Origin of the sequence: Methylobacterium sp. J-067 (assembly GCF_022829465.1) — a bacterium.
Classification (GTDB): Bacteria; Pseudomonadota; Alphaproteobacteria; order Rhizobiales; family Beijerinckiaceae; genus Methylobacterium; species Methylobacterium litchii.
The window spans coordinates 26658-44178 of record NZ_JAKSXZ010000027.1; the positions used below are offsets into that span (position 1 = coordinate 26658).

19 protein-coding genes are annotated in these 17521 nt (G+C 69.2%); 5 read left to right on the top strand and 14 right to left on the bottom strand.

Going from position 1 to position 17521, the window contains the following annotated elements; all coding sequences use genetic code 11:
* Positions 1-6: 6 nt before the first annotated feature.
* Together MKK52_RS01690 and MKK52_RS01695 are read left to right on the top strand one after the other, a co-directional pair.
* Positions 7-333 carry a HesB/IscA family protein gene (locus MKK52_RS01690; protein ID WP_243952017.1) on the top strand — a complete coding sequence of 109 codons (327 nt, stop codon included), beginning with the start codon at positions 7-9 and terminating at the stop codon, positions 331-333.
* Positions 334-467: 134 nt separating this feature from the next.
* Positions 468-2375: a hypothetical protein gene (locus tag MKK52_RS01695; protein WP_243952018.1), complete on the top strand. Its 1908-nt coding sequence runs from the start codon at positions 468-470 to the stop codon at positions 2373-2375.
* A gap of 3 nt (positions 2376-2378) precedes the next feature.
* On the opposite strand, the gene MKK52_RS01700 is transcribed toward MKK52_RS01695, so the two are convergent.
* The 3 genes from MKK52_RS01700 to MKK52_RS01710 are packed head-to-tail and all read right to left on the bottom strand — an operon-like array spanning position 2379 to position 4839.
* The gene (locus MKK52_RS01700; RefSeq protein WP_243952019.1) at positions 2379-3119 is read right to left on the bottom strand and encodes an ABC transporter ATP-binding protein; all 741 of its coding nucleotides are present in this window, start codon (positions 3117-3119) and stop codon (positions 2379-2381) included.
* The gene (locus tag MKK52_RS01705; RefSeq protein WP_243952020.1) at positions 3100-3831 is read right to left on the bottom strand and encodes an ABC transporter permease; all 732 of its coding nucleotides are present in this window, start codon (positions 3829-3831) and stop codon (positions 3100-3102) included. Before MKK52_RS01705 ends, MKK52_RS01700 begins: the two co-directional genes overlap by 20 nt.
* 21 nt (positions 3832-3852) lie before the next feature.
* Entirely contained in the window at positions 3853-4839 is a 987-nt protein-coding gene (locus MKK52_RS01710; protein WP_243952021.1) for an ABC transporter substrate-binding protein, read from the bottom strand.
* 193 nt (positions 4840-5032) lie between these two features.
* On the opposite strand from MKK52_RS01710, the gene MKK52_RS01715 reads away from it, so the two are divergent.
* Positions 5033-5410 (top strand): 4a-hydroxytetrahydrobiopterin dehydratase, encoded by a 378-nt coding sequence (locus MKK52_RS01715; RefSeq protein ID WP_243952022.1) that lies wholly within the window; start codon positions 5033-5035, stop codon positions 5408-5410.
* Positions 5411-5416: 6 nt separating this feature from the next.
* Here MKK52_RS01715 and mutL read toward each other — a convergent pair whose 3' ends face one another.
* From mutL to MKK52_RS01755, 8 genes are all read right to left on the bottom strand, one after another.
* Positions 5417-7315 (bottom strand): DNA mismatch repair endonuclease MutL, encoded by a 1899-nt coding sequence (gene mutL / locus MKK52_RS01720; protein ID WP_243952023.1) that lies wholly within the window; start codon positions 7313-7315, stop codon positions 5417-5419.
* A 52-nt stretch (positions 7316-7367) separates the two neighbouring features.
* The gene (locus MKK52_RS01725; protein ID WP_243952024.1) at positions 7368-7724 is read right to left on the bottom strand and encodes a hypothetical protein; all 357 of its coding nucleotides are present in this window, start codon (positions 7722-7724) and stop codon (positions 7368-7370) included.
* 235 nt (positions 7725-7959) lie between these two features.
* Positions 7960-8718, bottom strand: a complete 759-nt coding sequence (locus MKK52_RS01730) for an SDR family NAD(P)-dependent oxidoreductase (protein ID WP_243952025.1) — start codon at positions 8716-8718, stop codon at positions 7960-7962.
* 7 nt (positions 8719-8725) lie between these two features.
* Positions 8726-9712 (bottom strand): branched-chain amino acid ABC transporter permease, encoded by a 987-nt coding sequence (locus MKK52_RS01735; protein WP_243952026.1) that lies wholly within the window; start codon positions 9710-9712, stop codon positions 8726-8728.
* A 23-nt stretch (positions 9713-9735) separates the two neighbouring features.
* Entirely contained in the window at positions 9736-10623 is an 888-nt protein-coding gene (locus MKK52_RS01740) for a branched-chain amino acid ABC transporter permease (protein ID WP_243952027.1), read from the bottom strand.
* Between the two features lie 27 nt (positions 10624-10650).
* Complete coding sequence (locus MKK52_RS01745) at positions 10651-11868, bottom strand: ABC transporter substrate-binding protein (protein WP_409564600.1); 1218 nt, start codon at positions 11866-11868, stop codon at positions 10651-10653.
* Between the two features lie 59 nt (positions 11869-11927).
* Positions 11928-12668: an ABC transporter ATP-binding protein gene (locus MKK52_RS01750; protein WP_243952028.1), complete on the bottom strand. Its 741-nt coding sequence runs from the start codon at positions 12666-12668 to the stop codon at positions 11928-11930.
* The gene (locus MKK52_RS01755) at positions 12661-13380 is read right to left on the bottom strand and encodes an ABC transporter ATP-binding protein (protein ID WP_409564601.1); all 720 of its coding nucleotides are present in this window, start codon (positions 13378-13380) and stop codon (positions 12661-12663) included. The genes MKK52_RS01750 and MKK52_RS01755 overlap by 8 nt, the downstream gene beginning before the upstream one ends.
* 210 nt (positions 13381-13590) lie before the next feature.
* On the opposite strand from MKK52_RS01755, the gene MKK52_RS01760 reads away from it, so the two are divergent.
* On the top strand, positions 13591-14739 hold the full coding sequence (locus MKK52_RS01760; protein WP_243952030.1) for a DSD1 family PLP-dependent enzyme: 1149 nt from the start codon (positions 13591-13593) through the stop codon (positions 14737-14739).
* Between the two features lie 114 nt (positions 14740-14853).
* Here MKK52_RS01760 and fae read toward each other — a convergent pair whose 3' ends face one another.
* Together fae and MKK52_RS01770 are read right to left on the bottom strand one after the other, a co-directional pair.
* The gene (fae, locus tag MKK52_RS01765; RefSeq protein WP_243952031.1) at positions 14854-15393 is read right to left on the bottom strand and encodes a formaldehyde-activating enzyme; all 540 of its coding nucleotides are present in this window, start codon (positions 15391-15393) and stop codon (positions 14854-14856) included.
* Positions 15394-15528: 135 nt separating this feature from the next.
* Positions 15529-16713: an NRAMP family divalent metal transporter gene (locus tag MKK52_RS01770; protein ID WP_243952032.1), complete on the bottom strand. Its 1185-nt coding sequence runs from the start codon at positions 16711-16713 to the stop codon at positions 15529-15531.
* 74 nt (positions 16714-16787) lie between these two features.
* Here MKK52_RS01770 and MKK52_RS01775 point away from each other — a divergent pair, with 74 nt between their 5' ends.
* Entirely contained in the window at positions 16788-17003 is a 216-nt protein-coding gene (locus MKK52_RS01775) for a hypothetical protein (protein ID WP_243952033.1), read from the top strand.
* A 4-nt stretch (positions 17004-17007) separates the two neighbouring features.
* On the opposite strand, the gene MKK52_RS01780 is transcribed toward MKK52_RS01775, so the two are convergent.
* On the bottom strand, positions 17008-17493 hold the full coding sequence (locus MKK52_RS01780) for a hypothetical protein (RefSeq protein ID WP_243952034.1): 486 nt from the start codon (positions 17491-17493) through the stop codon (positions 17008-17010).
* Positions 17494-17521 lie beyond the last annotated feature (28 nt).

Sequence of the window (17521 nt, forward strand, 5' to 3'; positions counted from 1 at the left end):
GAACCGATGTCCGAGATTATCCTGACGCCCCGCGCCGCCAAGCGCATCAACGAGATCATGGGTGGCGAGCCGCCCGGATCGCTGCTCCGCATCAGCGTGAACGGCGGCGGCTGTTCCGGCTTCTCCTATTCCTTCGACATCGCCCGCGACCGGCAGGACCAGGACATCGCCATCGAGCGCGATGGCGCGACGGTGGTCGTGGATCCGGTCTCGGTGCAGTACATGGCCGGCTCGACGATCGACTTCGTGAACGATCTGATCGGCCAGTCCTTCAAGATCGAGAACCCGTTGGCCACCGCATCTTGCGGTTGCGGTACTTCGTTCTCCCTTTAACCGAGGCTTGCGGCGTTGCGGGCGGGTGACAGGTCCCGTCCGCCACGCTCACGCCACCATCGCGGGATTGTGTCGCGTCGTGAAACGCGCCACCCGATGAGGCGCGCCCGTGCTTCGGTAAATCGGACCTGTCCATGACCTTTCCGGCGGCTCGCCGTCTTCGGTCGGCTCTTGCGGCCTGCGCTGCCGCGCTGGCGGTCGGCCTCGTCGTCCCGCAGCCGGGGGTTGCGCAGGAAGGCGCCGCCGCCGTCCAGGACGTGACCCTCACCGACGTGATGCTGCCCTTCGGCGCCACGGTCGTGAAGGTGCCGAAGCTGACGGCGAGCGGCACGCGCCTCTCGAAGGACGACCTCGCCGCGATCCTCAAGCCGGACGGGCCGGAGCCGTGGGCGACGCGCCTCGCCCGCCTCGACGCGGCGAGCTTGACCGCCCCGGTGGTCGATTCGGAACACGCCGGCCCCGGCGATCTGCGCCAGAGCGCGACCTATCGCGACGTGGTCGCGAAGGATGTCCGCGCGGGTAAGATCGGGGAACTCACCGCCTCGGGTGTCACGCTGTCGTCCAAGGGTACCAAAGCGGCGCCGGGGGCGGCCGGCACCTACGGCGCCTTCCGCGCCACCGATGTGGATCTCGCCGCGTTCGGGCGCCTCGCCACCGAGGCGGGGGACGGCAAGGGGCCGGTGCTGCGGGTCTATGGCAGCCTGCAACTCTCCGACATCGCCATCTCGAGCGAGAAGGGCACGACGGTGAAGGTCACGCGGCTCGAAGGCCGCGACCTCGGCGCCCGCCAGGTGCCGGGGGGCTGGAACGGCACCCTCGACGCCCTGTCGGGGGGCTTCGACGATCCCGCGACGCAGCGCCGCTCGGCCTCGGCCGCTGCCGACGTCCTGAGCGCGCAGACGGTGGGCAGCATCGACATCAGGGGCGTGAGCATCAGCGATTCCACCGCCGAGCCACTGCTCGCGGAGATCGAGCGCCTGTTCTACGCCTCCACCGGCCCCGATGCGGGCGTCGGCATCGAGGGGTTCTCCCTTGCGAACGGCGCGACCCGGACGCGGCTCGGGCGGCTGACCCTCACCGGCACGAGCCTCGGCCCGGTCATCGCGGAACTGCGCCGCCTCGCCGAGAAGCCCGACACCACGCCCGGCGCCGACGAGGCCCGGCGCCTCGCCACCGGGCTCGGCACGTTCACCCTCACCGACCTCACCGTCGATCTGCCGCCGGAAACCCCGGTGCAGAAGCGCGGCGCCCTCGACACGCCGCGCGAGAAGATGGCGCAGGGCGCCAAGCCCGCCCGCGCGCGGATGGCCGAGGCCCGCGCACCGGATGCGAAGGCGGGCGATCCCCTGGTGCCGATTCCGGCGAAGGTGAACCGCGTCGTCCTGCGGCGGGGCGTCTTCGGGCCGGGTCCGGTCGTGGAGGGGGCTCCGGCCTCGACGCGGCTGACCCTCACCGGGCTCGACGTTCCAGCCTCCCTGGCCGCCGGTCTGCCGCTGGTGGGCGCCCTGCCGGCTTACGGCTACGGCGATCTGAGCTTCGACATGTCGGCCGACGCCGCCTGGGACGATGCCGCGCGCACCGTCGCCCTGCGCGACGTGACGCTCTCCGGCAAGGATATCGGCACGGTGAAGCTCGCGGCCCTGTTCGGCGGCATCGGCCCTGAACTGTTCTCCGGCAGCGTGCCGGCGCAGACGATGCTGCTCTTCTCGGGCAACGCCCGCACCCTCGACCTCACGGTGGAGAACAGCGGCCTGTTCGAGCGCTTCCTCGCCGCGCAGGCGAAGGAGCTGAGCCTCAAGCCCGACGAATTGCGCAAGGAATACGTCACCGCGAGCGTGCTCGGCGTGCCGGTGATCCTCGGCAACGGCCCGGCGGCGAAGAATATCGGCGCGGCCATGGGCCAGTTCGTGATGAACCCCGGCAAGCTGACGATTCGCGCCAAGGCGAAGGAGCCCACCGGCATCGGCTTCGTGGAGCTCGGCACCGCCCCGTCCCCCGCCGCCGTGCTCGACCGGCTGGACGTTGACGCCAAGGCGAACTGACCGTCAGTCCGCGATCACCTCGGGGTGGCGCGCGGACAGGCTTGTCCGCGTCGCGTCGGCCCAGGCCCTATCCCGCTGCGGGCGGGGGCGGTCGAGGGCGATGTCGGCGACGAGCGTCGCCGGGCGGCGGGAGACGAGCAGCAGCCTGTCGGCGATGGCGATGGCCTCGGCGACGTTGTGCGTTACCATCAGCACGCTCATTCCGGCCGCATCGACCGTATCGACTACGAGCGCGCGCAGTTCCGACGCCGCGTTGTCGTCGAGCGAGACGAAGGGCTCGTCCAGAACCAGCACGCGCGGCCCCCCCGCCAGAGCCCGCGCCAGGGCCACTCGCCGCTGCATCCCGAGGGAGAGCGCGCCGGGAAAGCGGGTCCGCCAGGGCGTCAGGCCCAGCCTCTCGAACAGGGCGTCGAGGTCGCGACCCCGTTCCGCCTTGGAGAGGCCGAGGCGGACATTGTGCTCGACGCTGCGCCAGGGCAGCAGGCGCGGCTCCTGGAACACCATGCCGGCCTGTTCCGCCCCCGCGACCTCCCCGGTGAAATCCGTGTCGAGGCCCAGCAGGATGCGCAGCGTCGTCGTCTTACCCGCGCCCGAGGGGCCGATCAGGCAGACGATCTCGCCTTCGCGGATGGTGAAGGCGAGGTCGCGCACAGCCTCGACGGGCTCGGCGCCCTTCGGCCGGTAGGTCTTCCCCGCGACCGCGACCCGCAGGACCGGCGCGGTCTCAGCGCCAGCGTCGGACATAGGCTTCGAGCCGCTGGAGAAGAAGCACGTCGATCCCGATCATCACCGCCATGAAGACGAGGCTGTAGCCGATGATGGCGGCCACGTCGGTGCTCTGGATGAAGTAGAAGTTGATCGCGAAGCCGACCCCGTCCGGCCGCCCCAGCAATTCCACCACGAGGACGATCTTCCAGGCGAGCGACAGCCCAGACCGCGCCGCCGTGACGATGTAGGGCTGCAATTGTGGGATGAGCACGTCGCGCATCCACGTCCAGCGGTCGAAGCGATAGGCGCGGGCCATCTCTTCCAGGCCGGGATCGAGGTTGCGCGCGCCCTCGCGGACGATGACGGCGACGTTCGGCAGCTTGTTCAGCACCACGGCGAGGATCGCCGCCGTCTCGGTGAGCCCGACCCAGACATAGGCCAGCACGGTGATGACGAGGGCGGGCGTGTTGAGCAGCACGAGGAGCGGCGTATCGAGGGCGAGGTCCGCCTTGCGCGAGCGCCCGAGGGCCACGCCGAGGGCGATGCCGAGCGCCATGGCGATGGCGAAGGCGATGGCCACCCGCAGCAGGGTGATCCCGATGTTGTGGGCGAGGTCGCCGCGCTTGGCTTCCGCGACGATGAAGTCCAGCACCGCGAGGGGCGCGGGCAGCAGGCGCGAATGAGCCTCCCACGCGGCGGCCTGCCATGCGGCGACGAGGATCACCAGGGAAACGATGCGGGTCAGCACGCCGGCGGAACCACGCTGGTGTCAGCCATCGCGGGAGCCGTCGTAGTAGAAGTCCTGCGGCAGGCCGTTGCCTGCCCCAACAAGGCGCTCGCCGCCGAGGCGCGACAGCACCGCGTAGAGCTTGGCGGCATCCGTGCGCTCGGCCGAGATCGGCCGGCGCGGGGTGCCGGCCAGGAACTCGCGCTTCAGGGTCTCGAAGGTCGCGTCGTCCTTCGCGTCCATGAGCGGGCGCACGATGTCCCAGGTCGAGGGGTCGGTGGCCAGCATGTCCTTCGCCGCCCGCGAGGCGCGGTAGAACCCGCCCACCGCCGCCGCCTTCTCGGCCACGGTGGTGGCGTGGAACAGGTAGCCGATCAGGGCAACGTCGCCGCCCGCGCCCAGCGCGCGCATGATGTCCTCGGCACGGATCAGCCGGCGGAACCCCTTGGGTTCGAGGCGCGCGCAGTAGGTCCAGTAGGTCAGCGCCGCGTCGAGGGCGCCCTGTTCGAGCTTGAGGGTGATGAGGGGAGGCGCGCCGTAGGCGATCTCGCACTGCTTCTCCAAGTCGATCCCGGCCGCGTCGCGGGCCTGGGCCTTGAGCAGCAGCCAATTCTTGTCGAGGGGCCCGCCCGCCACGCCGAACTTCTTGCCGACGAGGTCCTTCAGGCTCTGGATCGGGCTGTCCTTCGGCACCATCACGGCGCCCTCGGAGGTGGAATAGGGGATGAAGCGCAGGGCCTGGCCCTCGTTGCTCAGCCGCGCCGCCCAGAGCAGGTCGCCGATGATCGTATCGACCTGACCGCCGACGAAGCTGATCCGCGCGGCGTCGTTGCCGGCGAGCTTGGTCGGTTCCAGGGTGAAGCCGTTGGCGGTGTCGAGGCCCCGCGCCTTGATGACCGCCGCCTCCCAGGTGGAGGTGCCGAAGGGCAGGCTGCCGAGCTTGATCGAAGGAAGGTCGCTCGCTTGCCCGGCGCGGGCCGCGAGGCCGCCGAGCAGGCCGGCGGCGAGCATGGCGCGCCGTGACAGCATGGGCCGTTTCTCCTCCGGTTTTTCCGGTCCGATGGCTTTCCCGGCCATGCAGCCTTGGGCGCCGCCACGGGCGGACGCCATTGCCAAAAGGTCATAGGGCGGCCCGCCCGCCGCGTCCACCTGCGGGCGGGCGACCTTGCACCGCGCCGAAGGGGCAGGCACGTTGCGCGCCAAGGATCAGGGAGCGAACACGATGACCGAGCGGCGTGAGGGCGCGATGGACGACGCGGCGGTAGAAGCGCGGCTGAAGGCCGAGCTGCCGTCCTGGCGGCTTGAGGACGGGTGGATCCGCCGCACCTACAAGACGGCCGGATGGAAAAGCACGCTGATGGTGATCAACACGGTCGGCCATCTCGCCGAGGCCGCGTGGCACCACCCCGACATCACCGCCTCCTACGCCTGGGTCGAGGTGCGGCTGATGAACCACGCCGCCAAGGGCATCACCGACAAGGATTTCGCCCTGGCCAAGAAGATCGAGGAGGTCGTCTCCTGGCAGCCGGGCCTGGAAGGACAGGGGCTCGAAGGCACCCCGACCGATCCGCGCTTCGCCTACATCAAGTACGAGAAGTAGGCGGGCTCACCGCCGCCCGAACAGCCGCTCGATATCGGCGAGCTTCAGCTCCACCGAGGTCGGGCGGCCGTGGTTGCATTGGCCGGAATTCGGCGTCGCCTCCATCTCGCGCAGCAGGGCGTTCATCTCCTCCGGCTTGAGGCGCCGCCCGGCCCGCACCGAACCGTGGCAGCTCATGCGCGACAGCACCGCGTCGAGGCGCCGCCCGAGCGGGCCCGTCTCGGTGGCGGGGTCGCCGCCCTCTTCGAGGCCGCTCGCGTCCAGCGCATCGAGGATGTCCGTCACGAGGTCGCGGATGCTGGCGCCGACGAGCAGCGCCGGCACCTCCCGGATCAACACCGCGCCCGGCCCGAACGGTTCGAGGCTGAGGCCCAGCCGTTCCAGATCCGCCGCACAGGCGCAGAGCCGTTCCGCCGCCTCCGGCTCCATCTCCACCACGTCGGGGATCAGCAGCCCCTGCCGGGCGATGCCGCCTGCCGCCCGCTGCGCCTTCAGCCGCTCGTAGACGAGCCGTTCGTGCGCGGCGTGCTGATCCACGATCACGAGCCCATCGCGGGTCTGGGCGAGGATGTAGGTGCCGTGGATCTGCGCCCGCGCCGCGCCGAGGGGATGGTCCTCCCCGGCCGGCTCGTTGTCCGGCGCGGCCTCCGCCTGCGGGGGCAGTGAGGGCGCCGGTTCCAGAAGGGCCTGAACCGATTCCGCGAGGCCGGGCGTCGGCCGGTAGGCGGGGGTGCTGTAGCCGGAGGGGGCTGCGAAGGAGGGCAGGCCGCGCGGCAGCGGCGCGGTCGCCCTGTGGAACAGGCTCGGGGCGGAATAGCCCGTATGCGCCGTCATGCGCGGCAGGGTCGGGCGCAGGGCCTCCAGGGTCCGCTGGCCCCCGGTGGTCGCGGAGCGTGCGCCGCCCCGGCGCAGGGCATCGTGGATCGCGCTCACGATCAGCGCCCGCACGAGGCCTGGCTCGCGGAAGCGCACCTCCGTCTTGGCCGGGTGGACGTTCACGTCCACGAGATCGGTGGCGCAGGCGATGACGAGGCCGAGCACCGGGTGTCGGTCGGAGGCCAGGGTGTCCGCATAGGCGCCGCGCACCGCGCCGAGCAGCAATCGGTCACGCACCGGCCGCCCGTTCACCACGAGGTGGATGTGGCTTCCCACGCCCCGGTGGAAGGTCGGCAGGCCGACATGGCCGGTGACGGCGAAGCCCTCGCGCTCCAGGCCGACCGGCAGGGCGTTCGCCGGGAAGTCCGGCCCCAGCACGGCCGCCAGACGCCGGAGGGGCGCCTCGTCCCCCGTCTCGGCGGGGAGGACCAGGGGCTGGCCCGAATCCGTGCGCAGGGTGAAGCGGATGCCGGGCTGGGCGGCGGCAAGGCGACGGACGATCTCGCCCACGGCCGCGTTCTCGGCCCGGTCGGATTTCAGGAACTTCAAACGGGCCGGGGTCGCGGCGAACAGGTCTGTGACTTCGATGCGGGTGCCCCGCGCGCCCGCCGCCGGGACAACCTCGCCCTTGCGGCCGGCATCGACCACGAGGCTCGCCCCGGCTTCGGCCCCCTCGGCGCGGGTGGTGATCGACAGGCGCGAGACCGCGCCGATGGAGGGCAGGGCCTCGCCGCGGAAGCCCAGAGTGGCGATGGCGCCGAGGTCGCCGTCGGGCAGTTTCGAGGTGGCGTGCCGCTCGACCGCGAGGGCAAGGTCGTCGGGCGACATGCCCCGCCCGTCATCGACCACCCGGATCAGGCGGCGGCCGCCGCTCTCGATCGTGACCTCGATGGCGCGGGCGCCCGCGTCGATGGCGTTCTCGACCAGTTCCTTGACAGCCGAGGCCGGGCGCTCGACCACCTCGCCCGCCGCGATGCGGTCCACGAGGACGGGGTCGAGGCGGCGGATCGGTGCGGCGGGAGCGGACATGTCCCGCCAGAATACCCCCTGGCCGCGCCGGGCGACAGGGGCCGCGTCGCGGTCAGACGAAGCGGCTCGACCCGCCGAGGCTGATCCGCGCCGCGCCGTGGCTGCGGGTGCCGTGGGTCGGCGCCGCGTAGGGCCGGCGGGAGAGGTCGTAGAGGGCGTTGCCGATCAGGCCGCCCGCCCGGCGCAGGCTCGACCCGTCGCAGGTGGCGGCGATCCGCACGCCGATCTCGTGGGTGTGGCTGCGCCCATAGAGCCAGACGGCGAGCCGCGCCCGCGTCGATTCCGGAATGCCTTCCACGAGATCGGGCAAGTCGCCCGGTGTCGCCCTCGCCAGACGGCCCACCGTTTCGGGTGGCACCGGGCAATCGAGGGTCGGGTCGTCGAAACTGCGAGTGCGGGCCTGGGACATCGCTTCACCCATCGGCTGATGAGTGTATGATGAGGATCGATTGGTTAACGAAGGGTAGCGTGGCCGTTTCCGCGTCGCTGAAGTCTTGTGTCTGCGGCCGGAAATTCTGATCTTCCGAGACGCCTGATTGTTTTTCGATGCTCGAATGCAACACAAGCTTGGCCTTGGCGCTTTCTGGCGACGTGGGCCATTTGCTTTGACGTTGGGCGCCCTAGACCGTGCGTGACTGAAACGCTCAGCGCGGCGCCATGCGCAGGGCGCCGTCGAGGCGGATCACCTCGCCGTTGAGCATCGGGTTCGCGATGGCATGGGCGACGAGGCCCGCGAACTCGACGGGCCGGCCGAGGCGGGGCGGGAAGGGCACCGATTGGCCGAGCGCCTCGCGCACCGGCTCGGGCAGGCCCGCCATCATCGGCGTCTCGAACACGCCGGGGGCGATGGCGACGACGCGGATGCCGTGCTGGGCCAGTTCCCGCGCCAGCGGCAGGGTGAGGCTCGCCACGCCGCCCTTCGAGGCGGCGTAGGCCGCTTGGCCGATCTGTCCGTCGAAGGCGGCGATGGAGGCGGTCGAGACGATGACCCCGCGCTCGCCCTCGCTGTTGGGCGTGCCCGCCGCCATCGCCTGGGCGGCGAGGCGGATCATGTTGAACGTGCCGATCAGGTTGACCCGCACGGTGCGGGCGAAGGCGTCGAGGTCGTGCGGCCCGTCGCGGCCGACGACCCGCCCGCCCGAGACGATGCCCGCGCAATTGACGAGGCCGTGCAGGCCGCCATGCGTGCTGACGGCGGCCTCGACGGCGGCGCGCCCCTGCGCCTCGTCGGCCACGTCCGTGCGGACGAAGGTGGCGCCCAGCGCCTGTGCGACCTCTTTGCCGCGCGGGTCGAGATCGGCCAGGACGAGCTTCGCGCCCTCGGCCGCGAGATGTTCGGCGACGCCGCGCCCGAGGCCGGAGGCCGCTCCGGTGACGAGGAAGACGTGATCGGCGATCTGCACGGGATTCCTAAAGCGGCTTGCGCAGCCGGCGCGCGATGAGCCCCACCACGCCCTCGCGGAACAGCAGCACGCAGAGGACGAAGACGCAGCCCTGGATCACCGTCACCCAGGCGCCGAACTGCGCGAGGTAGGTTTCCATCGTGACGATCACCAGCGCGCCGACGATGGGGCCGAACACCGTGCCCATGCCGCCCACCAGCGTCATCAGCACCACCTCGCCCGACATCGACCAGTGCACGTCGGTGAGTGAGGCGAGCTGGAACACGATGGCCTTGGTGGCGCCCGCGAGCCCGGCCAGTGTCGCCGAGAGGACGAAGACCGCGAGCTTGTACTGGATCACCCGGTAGCCCAGGGAGACGGCCCGATTCTCGTTGTCGCGGATCGCCTTCAGCACCTGCCCGAAGGGCGAGTGGATGATGCGGTAGATCGCGAGCATCCCGAAGAAGAAGACCACCGCGACGAGGGCATACATCGCCCGGTCGTCGTCGAGGGGGATCACCCCAAACAGGGCGCCGCGCGGCACCGCCTGGATGCCGTCCTCGCCGCCGGTGAACTTCGCCTGCAGGGCGAAGAAGAACGCCATCTGCGCCAGCGCCAGGGTGATCATCGAGAAGTAGATGCCCTGCCGCCGGATCGCCAGCGAGCCGAAGACGAGCCCGAGCAGGGCGGCGGTGGCCGTGCCGAGGAGGATCGCCAGTTCCGGGGTCAGCCCCCACATCTTGGCGCTGTAGGCCGAGAGGTAGCTCGCCATGCCGAAATAGGCGGCGTGGCCGAAGGAGAGCAGGCCGCCGTAGCCGAGCAGCAGGTTGAAGGCCAAGGCGAACAGCGCGAAGCACAGTACCTTCATCAGGTAGACGGGGTAGAGCACCATCGGCGCTGCCACGAGCAGCACGGCGAGGCCGATGAAGATCTTGCGCTGAAGCGCCTTGTCGTCCCGGCTCTCCGGCAGGGAGGCGGCGATCGGGGCGGCGTCGAGGGCGGCGGTGTCGGCCATGTGTGTCGAGCCTCGATTCGCGGTCAGGCCGTGCGCCCGAACAGGCCGGCGGGTTTGACGAGCAGCACCACCACCATGATGACGAAGATCACGGTGGAGGAGGCCTCCGGGTAGAACACCTTGGTCAGGCCCTCGACGAGGCCGAGGGCAAAGCCGGTGATCACCGAGCCGATGATCGAGCCCATGCCGCCGATCACCACCACCGCGAAGACCACGATGATGATGTCCGCGCCCATGTTCGGGTTCACCGAATAGATCGGCGCGGCGAGCACCCCGGCAAAGCCCGCGAGCGCCACGCCGAACCCATAGGTCAGCGTCAGGAACAGCGGCACGTTCACGCCGAAGGCCTGGACGAGGGTCGGATTCTCGGTGGCCGCGCGCAGATAGGCGCCGAGCTTGGTCTTCTCGATGATGAGCCAGGTCGCGATGCAGACGGTGAGCGAGGCCACCACCACCCAGGCCCGGTAGTTCGGCAGGAACATGAAGGGCAGGCGCTGCCCGCCCGACAGTTCGGCGGGGATCGCGTAGGGCAGGCCCGACACGCCGTACTGGTTGCGGAACAGGCCCTGGATGATGAGCGCGAGGCCGAAGGTCAGGAGCAGGCCGTAGAGGTGATCGAGCTTGTAGAGCCGTGCGATCAGCACCCGTTCGAGGATCACGCCGAACACGCCGACGACGAGGGGCGCCAGCCCGAGCGCCCACCAATAGCCGAGGCCGAAATAAGTGAGCAGCATCCACGCCACGAACGCGCCCATCATGTAGAGCGCGCCGTGGGCGAAGTTGATTATGTTCAACAGGCCGAAGATGATCGCCAGCCCGAGCGACAGGATCGCGTAGAACGAGCCGTTGATCAGCCCCAGCAAGAGCTGGCCGAACAGCGCCTGGGTCGGCACGCCGAAAATCGTCATCATCGCCGAAACTCCCAGACGCCTACACGCTCAGCCCTTCACCAGCGGGCAGTTGCCCTCGCCCAGCGGGCGGAAGACCTGATCGCCGGGGATCGTCTCGAGCTTCTTGTAGAGGTCCCACTCCCCCTTCGACTCGGCGGGCTTCTTGACCTCGAACAGGTACATGTCGTGGATCTTGCGGCCGTCGGCCCGCACCACGCCCTTGCCGAACAGCGGGTCGTCGGTCGGCATCGCCTTCATCTTGGCGACCGTGGCGGCGCCATCGGCGGTCGACTTCATCTCGGCCACCGCCTTCAGGTAGTGGAGCACGTCCGAATAGACGCCGGCATGGTTCGAGGTCGGCTTCGAACCCTTCATCTGCTTGGCGAAGCGGTCGGAGAAGGCGCGGGTCTGATCGTTGAGGTCCCAGTAGAAGGGCTCGGTGAGCACGAGGCCCTGCGCGACCTTCGTGCCGAGGGAATGCACGTCCGACGAGAAGACGAGGAGGCCGGCAAGCGCCTGCCCGCCCTCGGTGATGCCGAACTCGCCGGCCTGCTTGATGGAGTTGATCGTGTCGGCGCCTGCGTTGGCGAGCCCGATCACCTTGGCGCCGGAGCTCTGCGCCTGAAGCAGGAAGGACGAGAAGTCGGCAGTCGGGAACGGCGTCTTCACCGAGCCGACGACCTTGCCGCCGTTCTTGTCGATGACCTTGGTGGTGTCGCGCTGGAGCGTCTGGCCGAAGACGTAATCGGCCGTGAGGAAGAACCACGTATTGCCGCCGCGCTTCACCATCGCGCCGCCGGTGCCGTTGGCGAGCGCCACCGTGTCGTAGACCCAGTGGATGGTGTTCGGGCTGCATTGCGGGCCGGTGAGGTCGGCGGTGCCGGCGCCCGTGTCGATGAAGACCTTGTTCTTCTCCTTCGTCACCTGGCTGATCGCCAGGGCGACGGAAGAGGTGACGCCGTCGGTGATCATGTCGACATGATCGCGGTCGTACCACTGGCGGGCGATGGCCGCGCCGACATCCGGCTTGTTCTGGTGGTCGGCCGAGACGATCTCGACCTTCAGACCCTTCTCCTCGGGCTTGAAGTCCTCCAGCGCGAGCTTGGCGGCGACCACCGAGCCTTCGCCGCTGATGTCGGAATAGGCGCCCGAGCGGTCACCCAGGATGCCGATCTTCACGGCGGTCTGGGCGGAGGCCGGCGCGACCATGGCGACACCCGCGAGGAAGGCGCCCGCGAGCGCGGCGAGCGGGAAGCGTCCGTTCATCGGTGTCACTCCTTGGGGCCGGATCGGCCGGTCGAGAATAGAAGTAGGAACAGTGATGCTCACACGCCGAGATAGGCGTGGAGTTTGTCGATATTCGCGTCAAGATCGGCGTTGGCGATCTGATCGACGACGCGGCCCTGCTCGATCACGAAGTGACGGTCGGCCAGCGTCTGCGCGAAGCGGAAGTTCTGCTCGACGAGGACGATGGTATAGCCGTCCGCCTTCAGCTTCTGGATCGTGCGGCCGATCTGCTGGACGATCACCGGAGCCAGTCCTTCGGTGGGCTCATCGAGCAGGATCAGCTTCGCGCCCGTGCGCAAGATGCGCCCGATGGCGAGCATCTGCTGTTCGCCGCCCGACAACTTGGTGCCCTGGCTGCCCGCCCGCTCCTTGAGGTTCGGGAACAGGGTGTGAATCTCGGCCACCGTCATGCCGCCGGGCTTAACCCGGGGCGGCAGCATCAGGTTCTCGTGCACCGTGAGGCTCGAGAAGATGCCGCGCTCCTCCGGCACGTAGCCGAGGCCGAGCTTGGCGATCTTGCGCGAGGCCATGCCGATGGTCTCGACCCCGTCGTAGACGATGGAGCCGGTGCGGCGCCCGAGGATGCCGATGATCGCACGCAGCGTCGTGGTCTTGCCCGCGCCGTTGCGGCCGAGCAGCGTGATGACCTCGCCGGCCTTTACGTCGATGTCGATGCCGTGGAGCACATGGCTCTCGCCGTACCAGCCTTCGAGGCCGCGCACGGTCAGCAGCGAGGCCGCCGCGGCGGCGGGGGATGCCTTCATGGCCGCCTCAGGCATGTCCCGCCCCGATGTAAGCCTCGATCACGCGGGGATCCTTCGAGACGGTGGCGTAATCGCCCTCGGCGAGCACTTGGCCGCGCGCCAGGACGGTGATGCGGTCCGACAGGGAGGCCACCACCGACAGGTTGTGCTCTACCATAAGGATGGTGCGGTCCTTGCCGACGCGGCGGATCAGCTGCGCGGTGCGGTCCACGTCCTCGTGGCCCATGCCGGCCATCGGCTCGTCGAGGAGCAGCATCTCCGGGTCGAGGGCCAGGGTCGTGGCGATCTCCAGGGCGCGCTTGCGGCCGTAGGACAGCTCCACCGCCAGCGTCCTGGCGAACTCGGAGAGGCCGACCGCCTCGACGAGTTCCAGGGCCTCGGCATCGAAGGCGCGCAGCATCTTCTCCCCGCGCCAGAAATCGAACGAATCGCCGTGCCGCCGCCGTTGGAGGGCGATGCGGACGTTCTCCATCACCGTGAAGTGCGGGAACACGGCCGAGATCTGGAACGACCGGACGAGCCCAAGACGCGCCACGTCGGCGGGTTTCAGGCCCGTGATGTCGCGATCCTTATAGCGGATCGAGCCTGCGGTGGGCTGCAGGAATTTGGTGAGAAGATTGAAACAGGTCGTCTTGCCGGCCCCGTTGGGGCCGATCAACGCGTGGATCGTGCCGCGTTCGACTTGCAGCGCAACATTGTTGACCGCACGAAATCCCTTGAATTCCATGGTCAACCCTTGAGTTGCCAGGATCACGTCCCGTCCCAAGAGCGGCCCTCCCCGCGTTGTTTAGGGCTCTATGGACGAAGCCGACTCTCGCCGTCCACCGGATTCGGTGAGACGTCACAAACAATCCACGGCCGCTGATACGCTCGTCCCGGTTTTGCCGGCTGACCGGAAGGCTTAAAGGTCCGGCGGGGGTTTCGGAGTGGTGACGCGATGACAGGATCACAGGACGGGCTCGACGGCCTGCAGACGCCGTGCCTTCTCCTCGACGAGGGCAAGTTGTCCGCCAACCTCGCCAGCATGCGCGCGCAGGTCGAGCGGCACGGCGTGACCTTCCGCCCGCATCTCAAGACCGCGAAGTCCATCGACGTCGCTCGTATGGCGATGACGTGTCCGGACGGCCCCGCTACGGTCTCGACGCTGAAGGAGGCCGAGTATTTCGCCGAGCGCGGCGTGCGCGACCTGACCTATGCGGTCGGCATCGCCCCCCACAAGCTCGACCGGGTCGGCGCGACCCGCAGCCGGTGGGGCGCGGACCTCGCGGTGGCTCTCGATTCGCTGGCACAGGCCGAGGCCGTCGCGCAATGGAGCCGGGCCACCGGGGACCGGCTGCCCGTCTTCATCGAGGTCGATCCCGATGGCCACCGCTCCGGCGTGAAGCCCGGCGATGCCGACCTCCTGCGCGGCATCGGCGCCACGCTCGCCGAGGGCGCGGAATTGCGCGGCGTGCTGCTCCATGCGGGCGAGAGCTACGGCCTGTCGGATCCCGAGGCGCTGGCGGAGGCGGCCGAAGGCGAGCGCCGGGCGGCGGTCCAGGCGGCGGAGACCCTGCGGGCGGCGGGGCTCACCTGCCCGGTGGTGAGCGTCGGCTCGACCCCGACCGCGCGGCACGCCCGCCATCTCGACGGCGTCACCGAGGTGCGGGCCGGCGTCTACATGTTCGGGGATCTGGTCCAGGCCGGGATCGGCTCCTGCGCGGTGGACGACATCGCGGTCTCGGTGCTCGCCAGCGTCATCGGCCACCGGCCCGACAAGGGCTGGATCATCACCGATGCGGGCTGGATGGCGATGTCCCGCGACCGGGGCACGGCGGCGCAGCCGGTGGACCAGGGCTATGGGATCGTCTGCGACCGGGCGGGGCGTCCCTTCGAGAACCTGATCGTCGCCCAGGCGAACCAGGAGCACGGGGTGCTCGCCCTGCGGAAAGGCTCCGGCGCCGAGCGCCCCGACCTGCCCGTCGGCACGCTGGTGCGGATCCTGCCGAACCACGCCTGCGCCACCGCCGCGCAATACGACCGCTACCACGTCCTCGACGGCGAAGGACGGCTTCACGCGGAATGGCCGCGGATCAACGGGTGGTGAAGGCTGTGACCGTCATTGCGAGCGACAGTGAAGCAATCCAAGGAGCCGCACCGTTCTAAGGCGTCCCGCTTCCCTAGATTGCTTCACTGCGTTCGCAATGACGGAGGAAGAGGCTTAGTACTCGATCAGGTCTTCCAGCGCGTAGTGCTTCACCGTCTTCCGATTGGCGATCAGCTCGTCCACCGTCGGCTCGCCCTTCAGGGCGCGGGCGATGGCGATCTTGGTCGCCTCGTAATTGGTCCGGTAGAGGTCCTTCCGGTCGAGGTTGTCGTCGTCCGCGCAGCGGATATCGAGCCAGATCATGATGATCATGCAGAGGTCGTCGAGGCCCTCCTTCGGGAGGATGCCCTCGATGATGCAATCCACGATGGCATCGCCCGTCGCGGCCTGGACGACGCCGCCCAGAAGCTCGACGTAATCGGCGCTCTGGATGGTGACCTTACTGGTCATCATCGTCACCGGACGCACGAGCTGGTTGAGGTCGCGCACGACGTACATGCGGGTGTGGCCCTGGGCCTGCCCCATCATCGAGGCGAAGGCCTGGCCGACCGGGCCGCGCACCGACCCGATCAGCACCTCGGGCATGGCGTCGGTGTACTGGCCCTCGGCGGCCAGCACGGTCGCCTCACCGGCGCGGAACCAAATCTCTGACATAAACGCCTCCTTGTCGCGCCGGGGAGACATCATCCCTCCCACGCCGTCAACCGGGACTCGTCAGATCAATCCGATTCCGTCGAGGACACCCACCATCGCGAAGGCGACCGTCACCCCCGACACCGCGTAGACGACTCATTTGTAGGCCCCCTTCACGCGCTTGTCCTCGGGAAGTGCCCGCGTTGCGAGGAGGATGAGCAGTCCGAGCGCCAGGGGCAGAAGCAGGGCGTTCATCACCTCGACGGCGACGTTTAAGGCCACGAGATTCGAGACGAGTTGCACGGCGATGGCGCCCGCGACCACCGCGATGGTGAAGATGGCGTAGAAGGCCGGCGCTTCGCGCGGAGACTTCTCCAGGGAATGCGGTCGCTGCATCACGTCGCCGAAGCCCCAGGCCAGCGCCAGTGTGACCACGTTCAGGGCAATGAAGGCGGCGGCGATGATTCCGATCCCGAACACCGCCTGCCCGAGGAGCGGGCCCAGGGCGGGGGTGAACGCCTTGGCGAGGTCGCCCACCGTCTCCAGGCCCTGCTTCGTGCCCTGGCCGGATTGGCCGATCGTGGCCGCCGCCGTGATGAGGATCGCGCCCATCACGCATTGTGAGATCACCGCGCCGATCAGCGTATCGAGCCGCGCGCGGCGCATGTGATCCCAGCCCAAGCCTTTGTCCACGATGGCCGATTGCTGGTAGAAGATCATCCACGGCATGATGACCGCGCCGATGTTGGCAGCGATCAGCACGCGGAAATCGCCGTTGCCAAGCGGTATGTGCGCGAACGACTTGAGGATCGCGTCGGGGTCCGGCTTCGCCGCGATGGCGAGCCCGATGAAAACCAATTCGAACAGCCCCACCACCAGGGCGACCCGCTCCACCCGCCGGTAGCTGCCGGTGAAGACGAGAAGCAGCAGGAGGACGGCCGGAAGCCCGAGGCTGACGAGGCGCGGTACCCCGAACAGGTCCCCGATCCCGGCGATGCCGGAGAATTCGGTGACGATGGCGCCGACTCCCGCCACGACGAGCCCGGCATAGGAAATCCAGGCCAGCACCGGCCCGTAATGGTCGCGGATCAATTCGCCATGGCCGCGTCCGGTCGCCGTCCCGAGGCGAACGGTCAGTTCCTGGACGATGTAGAGGATCGGGATCAGCAGAAGCTGCAGCAGGAGCAGCGAGTATCCCCATTTCGCGCCGCTTTGCGCCGCCGTGATGAGGCTACCGACATCCGTATCGGCCAGCATCACCACAAGGCCGGGCCCGGCGACCTTGAGGAAACCCGACAGGCGGGGCAGTGAGGAGGCCGTAGAGGCTTGGCGCGTCGGCATGGGGCGGGAACAGGCCGTGCCGGCACCGGTTCCGCGCAACGGCGGGGTGCGTCATTTCTGACGGGGGGAGCACCATGGCCGAGCAGCCGGGACGAGAGGCAGGCTGGAGCCTTCAAGCCAGCGCCGTCAGCGAGGGCGTGCGCCTCGAACTGACCCTGCCGGATTTCGCCGGCCAGCCGGTGACGGCGGCGGTGATCCTCGACCGGGTCGAGGCCAGGGCGTTCGCCCGCGCCCTCCTCGCGGCGGCGGGCGACGCGGCCGAGCGCACCTTCCCGCGCCCGGAACTCTGAGCGCTTACTGAGCCTGGAGGCCGGGGCGGCGGCCCGGCAGACGCGGAACCTTGGTGCCGCGCTTCTCGATGGGCGCCGCGCAGGAATAGGCGAACTCGATCTTCAGCGCGTCGAAATCCGTCTCGCCGGTGATCGTGCAATCCTCGCGGACGGTCTCGTCCAGATAGGTGCGGGCGGCCGTGCGGAACCGTCCGGTGCGGGACGCGGCCGGGTCGGGATCGATGGTCAGGTCGTTCAGGTTGCAGCCGGTGACTTCGCGCAGGACGTTCGAGACGATGAGCATCCGGCGCTGCTGCCGGTTGTCATAGATCTCGTAGGGCTCCTTGCAGCCGATGGTCACGACCTGCGACGGCAGGCCGACATAGGTCTTCGAGATGTAGGAAAAGCTCGTCGCGGTGCAGCCGGCGAGCGCCGCCGCCAGCACCGGGGCCGCCAGGACGAGGAGCGGAAACCGCCGCACGATCCGCCATCCCTCTCTCAACCGGGCCATCCCGACCCGCTCGGGCACCCGTGAGCGC